The sequence below is a fragment of the Acinetobacter sp. YH12046 genome, from assembly GCF_013419905.1.
Classification (GTDB): domain Bacteria; phylum Pseudomonadota; class Gammaproteobacteria; order Pseudomonadales; family Moraxellaceae; genus Acinetobacter.
In genome coordinates, this window is the sequence record NZ_VOZF01000006.1 from 25,077 (window position 1) to 37,471 (window position 12,395).

At 44.3% G+C, this 12,395-nt stretch carries 13 protein-coding genes; 2 read left to right on the forward strand and 11 right to left on the reverse strand.

The window, feature by feature from the left end; translation table 11 throughout:
* Positions 1 to 24: 24 nt before the first annotated feature.
* Together FTU03_RS05840 and mazG are read right to left on the reverse strand one after the other, a co-directional pair.
* The gene (locus FTU03_RS05840) at positions 25 to 453 is read right to left on the reverse strand and encodes a ComEA family DNA-binding protein (RefSeq protein WP_179992368.1); all 429 of its coding nucleotides are present in this window, start codon (positions 451 to 453) and stop codon (positions 25 to 27) included.
* On the reverse strand, positions 413 to 1,225 hold the full coding sequence (gene mazG, locus FTU03_RS05845) for a nucleoside triphosphate pyrophosphohydrolase (RefSeq protein ID WP_179992369.1): 813 nt from the start codon (positions 1,223 to 1,225) through the stop codon (positions 413 to 415). Before mazG ends, FTU03_RS05840 begins: the two co-directional genes overlap by 41 nt.
* 89 nt (positions 1,226 to 1,314) lie before the next feature.
* Here mazG and FTU03_RS05850 point away from each other — a divergent pair, with 89 nt between their 5' ends.
* Complete coding sequence (locus FTU03_RS05850; protein WP_179992370.1) at positions 1,315 to 2,085, forward strand: SDR family oxidoreductase; 771 nt, start codon at positions 1,315 to 1,317, stop codon at positions 2,083 to 2,085.
* A gap of 25 nt (positions 2,086 to 2,110) precedes the next feature.
* Here FTU03_RS05850 and FTU03_RS05855 read toward each other — a convergent pair whose 3' ends face one another.
* Positions 2,111 to 2,725 carry a 4'-phosphopantetheinyl transferase superfamily protein gene (locus FTU03_RS05855; RefSeq protein WP_257225581.1) on the reverse strand — a complete coding sequence of 205 codons (615 nt, stop codon included), beginning with the start codon at positions 2,723 to 2,725 and terminating at the stop codon, positions 2,111 to 2,113.
* 268 nt (positions 2,726 to 2,993) lie between these two features.
* Here FTU03_RS05855 and FTU03_RS05860 point away from each other — a divergent pair, with 268 nt between their 5' ends.
* Complete coding sequence (locus FTU03_RS05860) at positions 2,994 to 3,563, forward strand: hypothetical protein (RefSeq protein WP_159124108.1); 570 nt, start codon at positions 2,994 to 2,996, stop codon at positions 3,561 to 3,563.
* 56 nt (positions 3,564 to 3,619) lie between these two features.
* Here the strand turns inward: FTU03_RS05860 and der are convergent, their stop codons facing one another.
* The 8 genes from der to rlmN all read right to left on the reverse strand — a co-directional run bounded on the left by der (position 3,620) and on the right by rlmN (position 12,353).
* The gene (gene der / locus FTU03_RS05865) at positions 3,620 to 5,032 is read right to left on the reverse strand and encodes a ribosome biogenesis GTPase Der (protein WP_004782108.1); all 1,413 of its coding nucleotides are present in this window, start codon (positions 5,030 to 5,032) and stop codon (positions 3,620 to 3,622) included.
* A 176-nt stretch (positions 5,033 to 5,208) separates the two neighbouring features.
* A complete protein-coding gene (gene bamB / locus FTU03_RS05870) occupies positions 5,209 to 6,357 on the reverse strand; it encodes an outer membrane protein assembly factor BamB (RefSeq protein WP_179992372.1) in 1,149 nt (382 codons plus the stop codon).
* Positions 6,354 to 7,052, reverse strand: coding sequence for a tetratricopeptide repeat protein (locus tag FTU03_RS05875; protein WP_005232125.1), 699 nt, complete (start codon positions 7,050 to 7,052; stop codon positions 6,354 to 6,356). The genes bamB and FTU03_RS05875 overlap by 4 nt, the downstream gene beginning before the upstream one ends.
* A 30-nt stretch (positions 7,053 to 7,082) precedes the next feature.
* A complete protein-coding gene (gene hisS, locus FTU03_RS05880; protein WP_179992373.1) occupies positions 7,083 to 8,378 on the reverse strand; it encodes a histidine--tRNA ligase in 1,296 nt (431 codons plus the stop codon).
* Positions 8,379 to 8,381: 3 nt separating this feature from the next.
* Positions 8,382 to 9,503 carry a flavodoxin-dependent (E)-4-hydroxy-3-methylbut-2-enyl-diphosphate synthase gene (gene ispG, locus FTU03_RS05885; RefSeq protein ID WP_179992374.1) on the reverse strand — a complete coding sequence of 374 codons (1,122 nt, stop codon included), beginning with the start codon at positions 9,501 to 9,503 and terminating at the stop codon, positions 8,382 to 8,384.
* Between the two features lie 23 nt (positions 9,504 to 9,526).
* Complete coding sequence (locus FTU03_RS05890) at positions 9,527 to 10,312, reverse strand: helix-turn-helix domain-containing protein (RefSeq protein ID WP_179992375.1); 786 nt, start codon at positions 10,310 to 10,312, stop codon at positions 9,527 to 9,529.
* Complete coding sequence (pilW, locus tag FTU03_RS05895) at positions 10,303 to 11,076, reverse strand: type IV pilus biogenesis/stability protein PilW (RefSeq protein ID WP_373684495.1); 774 nt, start codon at positions 11,074 to 11,076, stop codon at positions 10,303 to 10,305. Before pilW ends, FTU03_RS05890 begins: the two co-directional genes overlap by 10 nt.
* Positions 11,077 to 11,117: 41 nt before the next feature.
* Positions 11,118 to 12,353, reverse strand: coding sequence for a 23S rRNA (adenine(2503)-C(2))-methyltransferase RlmN (gene rlmN / locus FTU03_RS05900; protein ID WP_005232136.1), 1,236 nt, complete (start codon positions 12,351 to 12,353; stop codon positions 11,118 to 11,120).
* Positions 12,354 to 12,395: the final 42 nt, after the last annotated feature.

Consider the following 12,395-nt stretch of genomic DNA (forward strand, 5'->3'; position numbering starts at 1 on the left):
TTATTTACAATAAATTCAGCAGGGTTACAAAGCCAGTTTATCCTTGTTTTTGGCAAATAAGGCCGGCCCGATGCCTTTGACCTGTTGAATATCTTCAAATGTTTTAAATTTACCGTTTTTCTGCCGGTATTCAATGATCGCTTCCGCTTTCTTCTGCCCGATGCCATTTAACTGCTGTAACTGCTCAATACTGGCCTGATTCAGACTGATTTTATCAGCAGCTGAAGAGGCGGATAATGCAGGTTTAGCCAGATAATGATTGTTTTCAGAAACGGGGGTAGCAGCAGCAATTTTCTTCTTCAGGCGTGCATCATGCTGCTGCTGACGTACTTTCCATTCTGCATAATCGGTTGCAGTTGCATGTACTGTTCCAATTGAAGTATAGGCCAGCCAAATGCCTAGCAGGACAGTATTAATCCATGCTGGACCTATGCGATGTTGTACTTTGTTCATGAGCGGCTCTTTGTTTTAATTCTAATTTGGCCTGTTCCCAGAGCTGATCCAATTCAGCCAATGACAGGCTTTCCAGATTGAGTTGCTGTTGTTCTGCCCGATCTTCCATCAGGGCAAAGCGAGTCCGGAATTTATGGATCGTGCCCAATAATGCCATCTCGCTTGAGACACCAAGTTTACGACCAACATTCACCAGTGAAAATAAGCAGTCTCCAAATTCTTCGAGTATTTCATCGGAATTTTGTCCAGCAACGGCTTCTTTGAGTTCAGCCAGTTCTTCTTCCAGCTTGCCATAGGCACCCGCGACATCTGGAAAGTCAAAGCCGATTTTGGCGACATTTTTCTGGATCTCATCCGCCTGTTGCAGTGCAGGTGCATGCTTGATCTCATCCAAACGTGAACGTGGCTTACCCTGTTTTTCTTTCTGCTTGATTTCTTTCCAGAGTACCGAGACATCTTCAGGACTCAGCTGTGCAAACTGTTCAGCCTGAAATACATGCGGATGACGACGAATCAGCTTATCCGTAATCGCCTGAACTACATCATGAAAATCAAAAGCGCCCTGCTCGCTATACATTTGTGACTGAAATACGACCTGTAACAGCAAATCACCCAATTCATCCCGCACCTCATCAGCTTGGCCAGAGCGCACTGCTGCTTCAACTTCATAGGCTTCCTCAATCGCATATTTGGTTAAAGATTCGGGAGTCTGTTGCTGATCCCATGGACATTTTTCACGTAACTCACGCATGACTTGGAGTAATTGTTCCACCGTAAAACCTCTTCTTTACCAAATAGCCGCATTATTTTGCCTGTCTCTTGCTATGCTCAAGAAAAAAAGACAATAAGGAGATCAAGCACATGCACAGTATATTGATTAGTGGTGCAGCACAAGGAATTGGTGCCGCGACAGCCAGGCTATTTTACCAGCAAGGTTATAAAGTCGGAATTTATGATATTAATCTTGAACAGGCAGAACAATTGGCCCAGCAACTCGGTGAACATGCCAAAGCTGGCTTTCTGGATGTAACCGATTATGCATCATGGGAAACTACTCTATCTGAATTCGCATCCTGGTCAGGTGAAATCAATATTCTGGTAAATAATGCCGGGATTTTATATTCTGGTCCTTTTGAAGAAACGAATATTACTAATCACCATCGCACCCTTGACGTGAATATTAAAGGCGTCCTGAATGGCTGTCATGCTGCTTTACCCTACTTAAAGCAGGCTTCCTTTGCCCGGGTCATTAACCTGTCTTCAGCATCGGCGATTTATGGCCAAGCGGATCTGGCTTCCTATGCAACCAGCAAATTTGCGGTTCGTGGTTTGACTGAAGGACTAGATATCGAATGGCAAAAATATGGCATTCGGGTATTTGATGTGATGCCGCTTTTTGTTAGCACTGCAATGGTGAAAGATATGCAGGCCGAAAGTATCAAAAAAATGGGCGTGCATCTAAAAGCTGAGGATGTAGCGCAGGATATTTTCAAACTGGCACAGCTAAAAGATTCAATTTGGCAAGTGACCCATCATCCAGTCGGATTCAAGAGTAAGTTTTTATTTCACTTATCTCGAATGAGTCCACAGTTCGTTAACCGGCTGAGTAATTTAATGATTGCCAAACAATAAGAAATATTTTGGGCTTACTCTACTTTCAAACAGCTTGATGAATCTGAATCACTGGAAATCTTAGGCCTTTACAAGAATACTCGCTTTGCCAGGCCACAGTGAGCATGCAACCCGCTAAAGTATAGTTTTGATAGGCATAAATTCCAATTTCTGGATGTTCACAACGTCCACCATCCTGATGTGGATGGATTTGGGTATTCAGCTCATTGAGGTTTATCCGGATTCCGAGTCCTGAGGCTTTTAGGACCGCCTCTTTGGTGGTCCAGACTTTAAACCAGTATTCAGGATCATAATCTAATGCCTGCCACTGTCTCAGCTCTTCAGGATGAAAAGCGTGTTGGGCTAAGGCTTCAAAACGTACATTTCGATTAAGTTCTTCAATGTCAATTCCCAAATTCTGAATATGTTTGCTTGTTGCTAATGCATAAAAATTCTGGCTATGCGTATGATTAAAACCAAAGTCTGGATGGGCTGGAAAATAAGGCTTGCCGTATTCGGTTGTAGTAAAGTCCTGCTGGTCAATAACACAACCTAAATGTGCAGCTAGCAACTGATTACGATAGCTATAAATTAATTGTTTACGCTGCTGAATATAGGTTTTTCGATCTAAGTCTTGTAAATGCCTAAGTCGTGGTGCCAGCGCAACCCAATCAATATGAATAATAGACTTCAAAAATAGTCGCCCTTATAAAAAATGTTACTTTTAGGGCCTTCAGTATAAATCAACCTGATTGCCTCTCTGACAAACTATAGGTAATATCTTAAAATATATTTTAATAAAACTTAAATAAAACAATAAAATATACTGTAAATCAAAATAAATAATTGAGCTTTCAAACTATTTTTAATCGAATAAAAAATAGTTACAATCCAACCACAATTTTATACATAGAAAAACAGAGGGTCATATGTTTAAGCGAATCATATTCAGTACGACAATTGCTGCACTATCATTTTCAACACAAGCTGGCTCCTGGCTAGAAGCTGCTACTGCAGTTATGGGAGCTAGAAACGGTGCAATCATGGATCAAGCTGAAGCAAATATGGAGCGTAGCCGCGCACAGGCGAATGCTGCTGTTGCACGTGCAGATCGTGCTTATGCTTCTAATTATAATAATGCTTCAAATCAAAATAACGGTGTCTACTCAACAACATACTTAAAAGGTTTAGATTGTACAGATTTGGCAGTAGAAGCGCGCAGTTTTGAACGTACCTTAGAAGCAAGTCAAAATGCACTTAACCAGGCGAATGCTCAAGCCAATAATCCTGTTTCTAAATTGGCAGGTATTGCAAGTGGTGCATTATCTGCTTTTGCAGGTCAATCACAAACAGTTGCGCGCGCAACTGAAATTACCAATGCTTTTACTGGCAATAACAATCAAAATAATATTGCTGCTTCTCAAGCCGATGCTGACGTAGCTTTAGCTAATCTTGAAAATATCCGTATTTATCAAAAAGCAAAAAAATGCTCAATCTAAAATATGAATAAATAAAAAAGCCTGCTTTTGCAGGCTTTTTTATTTAAATATGACAATTAACCACGTTTAAATTTTTTCTCGGCTTTCTTAAATTTCTGTACATAACGACGGCGACGCGCAGCAGTACGTTCATCCAGCTGTGACTTGCGACCTTCAAATGGGTTTTCTGAGGTTTTAAATTCAATTTTTACTGGTGTACCTTCAAGCTTGTACACTTTACGGAATACATTTTCCAAGTAACGGCGATAATCTGCAGGTGTCTTATCTACCTTATTACCATGAACCACGATAGTAGGTGGATTCTGTCCGCCCATATGCGCATAACGCATCTTGATGCGACGACCTTGTACAGTAGGCGGTTGGTGCGCTTCAGTGGCATCATTTAGAATCTGGGTCAGCTTCGCTGGTGATACTTTCAGATGTGAAGAATCATAAGCACGGTGAATCGATGGATACATCTCACCCACACCTGTACCATGTAGCGCAGAAATCAGGTGGATTTTCGCCCAAGGAATAAAGTCAAAACGACGCTCTACATCGAGCTTACATTGTTTACGATCATATTCGGACATGTTGTCCCATTTATTGATCGCAATCACCATGGCACGGCCAGCTTCCAGTGCATAACCGATCAGGTGCAAGTCCTGCTCTACAATGCCTTCACGGGCATCTACCACGATCACAACTACATGTGCATCTTTCATCGCCTGTAAAGTTTTCACAATTGAGAATTTCTCAATCATTTCATCAACCTTACCTTTACGGCGTACCCCAGCGGTATCAATCAGGGTGTATTGACGACCATCACGCTCAAAAGGAATATAGATCGAGTCACGCGTTGTACCTGGCTGGTCAAACGCCACAACACGCTCTTCACCCAATAGACGGTTTACCAGTGTTGATTTACCTACGTTTGGACGACCAATAATTGCAAGACGCAGGCCAGTATTCTTGTCATGTTCTTCTGGGCTTTCATCTTCAGGCACATCTTCAAGTACTTCTTCCAGCATTTGCTGTACGCCACGGCCGTGGCTAGCAGCCACTTGCATAGGCTCGCCCATACCGAGTTTATAAAACTCGACCAGAGCAGCTTCAGCATGTACGCCATCAACTTTGTTAGCTACAAGGAAAACTTTCTTGCCCAAAGTACGCAGTTCACGAGCGATCTGTTCATCAGATGCCAGTAGTCCGGCACGTGCATCGACCACAAAAATGATCATGTCGGCTTCATGAATCGCAGTTTTAGACTGCTCAGCCATGTAGGAGTCAATACCGCCTTCATTTTCACCGATACCACCAGTATCCACGACAATGAAAGATTTGTTTTGATAGATCGCATCACCATATTTACGGTCGCGTGTCAGACCTGCAAAGTCTGCCACCAATGCGTCACGGCTCTTGGTTATCTGGTTAAACAGAGTTGATTTTCCGACGTTCGGACGACCAATGAGCGCAATTACGGGTTTCATAGATTAACCTTTATTCAATATCAGGCTGTCTAAAAATGGCCTGAACATCAGAAAGTTTTGGAAGAAAAAGGGAATAGGATTAAAGCCTAAAATAAATAAAAACACGGGGCATTGAACATTCAATCACCCCGCGTAAAAAATACGGTTGGCTTATTTTAGCATAAGCCAAACAAAAATTAACGATTCTGCCAGATGCTTAATGCACCCTTGCGAGTCGAAACATAGAGCTGGTTGTCAATTACGCGTAAATGACGCACTTCACCAGAAGTTTTAGCACGGCCAATAATCTGTCCTGTTGATGGATCTAATAGGTGCAATACCCCGTCCAGATCACCTACGACAAGCTCAGTTCCCAGCATTACCGGATTGCTCAGCTGACGATTCAACAACTGATCATTTTCCCATAAAGGCTGACCAGTGGTAATTTCATAAGCACTGATTTTACCATCAGTTTGGGCAACGAAGACGCCATTGCCCACCACTTCCGGCCGCTGGATACTGCTGGCATCTTCACTCCAGATCACCTGTTGTGAAGCCAGATCAAATACAGTCACCTGACCTTGATAGCTGGTGGTCACAATAAACTGACCTGCTACGACAGGATCACCGTCAATATCAATCAAACGCTGAATGTCCGAACGGCCATCCGAGATCGCAACACGGCGCTGTAATTTAGGCACACCACTTAGGGCATCGATTGCATAAATATAAGCATTTGAAGTCGCAATCAATACATTACGCACATCTAAAGGCACCGGAGCCGCCATGCCACGCAGGCTAAACTGGACATTCGGTAAATCATAGGTCCAGACCTGAGCGCCTGAAGCTACTTCGTGGGCATATACAGTACCGTCATTGGTAACAGTAATTACGCGACCTGCATGAATCAGTGAAGGCGCCAAGATGGCACCAGTCAATTGTGCAGTCCAGCGTTGTTCGCCAGTCTGCTGATCCAGTGCAATCAATTGGCCTTTGTTGCTGCCAACCACCACGATCCCATCAGCGGCTTCAACGCCAGAGCTTAAAGTATCTTTGCTGACTTTTTTCTGCCACAGGCGCTGCTTGCCACTAAAAGCAGTGACTTCACCCTTAGGGTCGATCGCAAATACGACTCCGTTATCCGCATCCAGACGTAAACGTAGCGGATCAGCCTTCTCTGTTGAAGAAACACTGGTCGAAAATACAGGAACAAGTGTTTTAGTCTGACTGATTTTTGGAAGTGGATTCGGTTTTACTTCTGGTACTTTATTGGTCTTACCCGCACAGCCAGCGAGTGCAAGAGTTAAAACAGTTAAAGCACAGGTGATTTTATATGTTCTGTTCATTCAGCTTCTTCCACTTGTGTTTCTATAATTGGGCGTTCGATTTCCGGGTCATCGACCAACACGCCTACGCTTTCGAGCTTAATTTGTAAAATTTGACGTTCTTCTTTACGTTCAATCAAAGCATCCCATGCACTTTGATATACTTTTTTGGCATTTTCAATATCATTTTTGGCAACATAGATATCGCCACGTGCTTCATCGGCGGTTGCTTTAAATGCAGGTTCAGTCACTGCATCCAAAGTTTTCAGGGCTGCATCATATTTTTTCTGTGCTAATTGTGCATAAGCCAGACGCAATTTAACGACCTGAACCAGGCCTTTATCATCAACTTTAGAGTTTTCAACTTTTTGTAATGCTTTCTCAGCAGCAGCGTAATCCTGCTTGTCATAAGCCAGTTTCGCCATGACCAACTGGGTTTGAATCGCTTGAGCTGAATCTGGCGCTTCTTTGACAATCTTGTCTGCAGTTTCAGATAGCTTGGCAAAAGCATCACCATCTGCAGCCTGTGCTTCATCCATCAGTTGCTGAACCTTGGCAGTCTGCATTTGCGATTCCGCCAGGTTTTTCTTCTGCCAATATTCCCATCCGAAAAAGGCAATCAGCGCAACCAGAATCCCGATAATGATCGAAGAACCATACTTCTTCGTGAAGGATTTCAAACTTTCAAGTTGTTCATCATCAGTCATTGCGCTCATGCGATTACCTTTTTCCTAATGTTTTATCGATTATTTTGAAGAAATTTTAGTACTGAAAAATGCGACAAAGTCTGCAAATGGCACAGTAGATTGCTCTGCAGTCGCCAGCTCTTTCACCGTAAAGCTTTGTGCTTCAAGTTCACGCTCACCGATAATGGCCGCATATAAAGCACCGGCTTGATCGGCTTTTTTCATTTGCGACTTCATTGAACCTTGTGAGCCGACTTTCAGACGAATATTACTGCCTGCAGCTTCCAATTGATCACGAATCTGTTCGGCCAACACCAGTGCTTTACCTTGAGAAGCAGGATCGGCAACCAGGAATACTTCGCAATCACGTACTGGCGTATTATCTTCAACCTGTTCCAGTAGAAGCAATAAACGCTCCATCCCCATCGCGAAACCAACTGCAGGTACAGATTGATCCGCTTTGCCTTTCAATTGACCGACCAAGCCATCATAACGACCACCGGCACACACAGTACCTTGTGAACCTAAATGAGTCGTAGTCCATTCAAATACGGTTTTGTTGTAGTAGTCCAGACCACGTACCAGTTTCTGATTGATGACAAAGCTGATACCGGCATCTGACAAATACTGTTGCAACTGGTTAAAGTGTGCCAGTGTTTCTTCACCCATAAAGTCATGAAGTTTTGGCGCATTTTCTAGGATACTTTGAGTTTTGGCATCTTTCGAATCCAGAATACGCAGTGGATTAGTCGTCAGACGGCGCTGAGAATCTTCATCCAGATCCGCTTTATGCGCTTGCAGGAACTCTACCAGTGCCGCACGATACGCCGCACGTTCATCAGACTCGCCCAAAGTATTTAGTTCGAGTTGCACCTTGTCAGCCACGCCCATACGTTTCCATAGACGTGCTGTCATCAGGATCAGTTCTGCATCTTGATCAGGCGTTGCCACACCAAATGTTTCCACGCCAAACTGGTGGAACTGACGATAACGGCCTTTTTGCGGTTTTTCATAACGGAACATCGGTCCGATATACCACACTTTAGGTGTTGCACCACGAAGCAGGTTATGTTCCAGCATCGCACGTACACAGCCCGCTGTTCCTTCAGGACGTAAAGTCAGAGACTCAGGCGGATTACCTTTGTCCAGAAAGGTGTACATTTCTTTTTCAACGATATCTGTGGCATCACCAATCGAACGTTTAAACAGATTAGTCTGTTCAACTATCGGCAAACGGATCTGTTGATAGCCATAGGCATCCATCAGACCTGACAGATGCTGTTCAAGACGTCTCCAAGCTGGGGTTTGCGTTGGGAGAATGTCATTAAAACCTTTGATTGCGACGATTGAACTCATGATCTACTCAGAAAAACTTGTGCGAATAATTTCTTTTGATTTGGCTTCTTCAAGCTCGGAAACACGTTGACGAACCATTGATTCGATTTCATCAACCAGTTGATTGGTATCGATTAAATGGCTCTTTTCACCATTACGATACACCAGTGAGCGCGGACTTGCACCTACTACACCGATATCGGCTTCTTTGGCTTCGCCCGGACCATTCACTTTACAGCCAATTACAGACACATCCATCGGAACACGGACATCTTCCAAACGTTCTTCAAGGGTCTGCATTACTTTAATCACGTTAAATTCCTGACGTGAACAGCTTGGGCAGGCAATGAAGTTAATTCCGTTAGAACGAAGGCCCAGCGATTTCAGGATATCAAAACCAATCTTGATTTCTTCTTCAGGCTCAGCTGCCAGAGAAATACGCATGGTATCGCCAATACCTTCCATCAGCAGACCACCCAAAGCAATCGCTGATTTCACTGAACCGGTACGATACACACCCGCTTCAGTCACACCCAAGTGCAGTGGATTATCAATCTGTTTAGACAGCAGACGATAGGCATCCATCGTCAAAAACACGTTTGATGCTTTGACCGATACTTTGAATTCATGGAAATTCAGACGATCCAGAATGTCGATATGACGCATCGCAGATTCCAGCAGTGCTTCACCTGTTGGCTCGCCATATTTTTTCTGGATATCTTTTTCCAGTGAACCGGCATTCACGCCAATCCGCATAGAAATGTCGTTATGACGTGCTGCTGCCACGACTTCACGAATCTTGGCTTCTGAACCGATATTCCCCGGGTTGATACGCAGACAGTCTGCACCCAGATCAGCAACAGCCAACGCAATTTTATAGTCGAAGTGAATATCTGCAACCAGTGGTACGTCAACTTGCTTACGGATTTCACCAAATGCAGCCGCTGCTTCCATACTCGGCACAGAGACACGCATGATGTCCGCGCCTACATCCACACAACGCTGAATTTGTGCAACAGTTGCTGCGACATCACAGGTTTCAGTATTGGTCATTGACTGAACAGTGATCGGTGCATCACCACCGACATAGACAGAACCGACACGAATTTTACGTGTTGGACGGCGCTGAATTGGATTTACGATCATGATTTCGCCCTATCTGCTCACCATTAACGTGATAAACGGAAATCTGCTTTTCCGTTAACCGTATAAGGTGACAATGCAATACTTTCATTATTTAAACTGAGTGATACTGCTGTCGCATCATCCAGTCGGATCTGGAATGGCGCTTCACCGCTCAGCTCTATAGTAGACGCTTGACGGCCAGTGGCCAGCACGTTACCGCCTGCATCTACAATATGCACAGAGGTTGGACGGCTAAAATCAAGCTTAAGCTGATCACCGGACATGGCAGCACCGGCATCCAGATTCAAAATCTCAACATCAGAAGAAGTGTCAGCAACTTCAGCATTATTTGAACTGCTTTCTGACCAGTTCTGGATCATGGCGACCAGTGCACCCAAGATCAGTACTACGACCAGCGCAATCAGACCGCGTTTTAACCATTTGCGGTTACGATCACGCTTTGATCCTGGCAATTTACCCATGATCTTGATTGGAGAATCTTTCAGAGCATGCGTTGCAACCATACCGGTATCATTGGCATAAATTTCATCAAAACGCTGAATCAGGCTAGAAGCATCGACACCGAGATATTTGGCATAGGTGCGGTAATAACCCTTAATAAAAGTCGCTTCAGGCAAGGATTTATAATCATCCTTTTCCAAGGCATTCAGGGTTTTTACCGGAATATTGAGTTCTTTGGCAACGTCTTCAAGCTCACGTTGCTGATTAATACGAATCTTGCGTAAGTACTCGCCTGGACGCTGAACATTTCCTAACGCGTTTGGAGCTACGCTCGAATTATTCGAATCTGAATTAGGATTTACTTCCATACGGCCTCAGTACTGTACTGTAATTGCAAATAACGTTGGTATTCCGGGCTTTCAGGGAACAATGCACGTAATTGATTGACCAAAACCTGCATGCCTAACTGATCGCCACTGGCACGCGCAGTGCGAATGCCAATCCAGAGCGCACGGGCACTCTGGTTTTTCTGCCCCACGCCACGTACAAACTGTTCATACATTTGAGTCGCGGCCGGGAACTGCTGGTTCAGATAAAAAATTTCTGCCAACTCTAACATTGATATATACGAAGCGCGATTAGCCTGTAGTGCCTGTTTGAATGATTTTTCAGCATTCACCAGATCACCCTGTTTCAGGTAAATCCGTCCCATATTCTCAAGGGCACGAAAACGCTGGTCATAACCTAAGGTTGCGCCGGCAATTTCGAACTGCTCGATCGCATCTTTATAGCGCTCAAGCTGATATAAATAGGTGCCGTAGTTATTTCGTGCCTGGGCATTTTTTGGATCTGCCGAAATTGCACGCTTGAAATAACCTTCAGCTTTTTCAAGATTGGGTTTGCTGCCTTCCTGCTGAAGCAGCACCCCCATCATCATATTGGCTTGCGAATCACGCGGATTAGTTTCCAGTGCCTGATCCAGCGCACGTTTGGCTGAATCCAGATCACCGTTTTTAAGATATTCAACCGCCAACTGAGTACGAACCTTGGTGGCTTTTTCCGGATCCTTCTGACCCAGATCTGGCGTTTGACACGCAGTTAAAACCAAAGACCCACATACTACTGAAACCAAAGCAAGTTTAGATGTCAGACTACTCAATTGGCGACCTCTTGTTATCCTTGTGAGCGCATAATCTCATTGGACTGCGCAATTTTCTTTTTCCACTGTTCCGCACGACGGGTACGGTCAGCAACTTGTCCTACCAGTTGTCCACACGCAGCGTCAATATCATCACCACGTGTCTGACGAATCGTACACACAAAACCGGCATCAGACAAAGTTTTTTGGAAAGAAATAATCCGGTTACGGCTTGAACGGCCATATGGCGCATGCGGGAACGGGTTAAATGGAATCAGGTTAATCTTGCTTGGCAGATCTTTAAGCAGCTTGATCATCTGCTGGGCATGTTCAGGTTTGTCATTTACGCCATCCAGCATTACATATTCGATAGTCACGTGCTTACGCGCACTTTCATTACCATCTTTAGTGATGTAGCGCTGACAAGCGGCAATAAGCTGCTCTAGCGGATATTTTTTGTTGATTGGCACCAGTTCATTACGCAGCTCGTCATTGGTTGCGTGTAATGAAATCGCCAAAGCCACATCAATATCTTGCGCCAATTGGTCAATCTTCGGCACGACACCAGACGTTGAAAGCGTTACGCGGCGTTTAGACATGCCATAAGCAAAATCGTCCAGCATGATGCGCATAGAGTTTAATACAGCATCATAGTTCAGCAATGGCTCGCCCATGCCCATCATCACCACATTGGTCACTGAACGCTCACGCTCAGCCACAGGCACTTCTTCCATATAGGAGTAGTTGGCCATCCATAACTGACCAATGATTTCAGCTTGAGTCAGGTCACGCTGGAAACCTTGCTTACCGGTTGAACAGAATGAACAGTCTAGGGCACAGCCCACTTGTGAAGAAATACACAGGGTCTTACGTGAACCAGTTTTATCCTCTGCCGGAATCAGGACAGTTTCAACCAGAGAGCCATCACCATCACCGACACGGAACACCCATTTACGGGTACCGTCTTTGGAATAGTTTTTATGCACTACTTCTGGCGCTTTAATTTCACAAATCTTTTCCAGTTTTTCACGCAGCTTGCCCGAGATATTGGTCATCTCGGCAAAATCAGTCACGAAATACTGATGAATCCATTTCATCACCTGACCGGCACGGAACTTCTTCTCGCCCATATCTTCGAAGAATTTTTCCATTTGCGGACGTGACATGCCTAGTAAGTTCACTTTTTCCACAGAATTTTGCTGTGCAGGAGTGGACGGAGATTGTTGCTGTGCATCAGAAACTGCTGATGTAGCGACCACTTCAGTACTCATGTGTATACCTAAACCATGTCTAAAGATGAAAGGAGAAGCTCA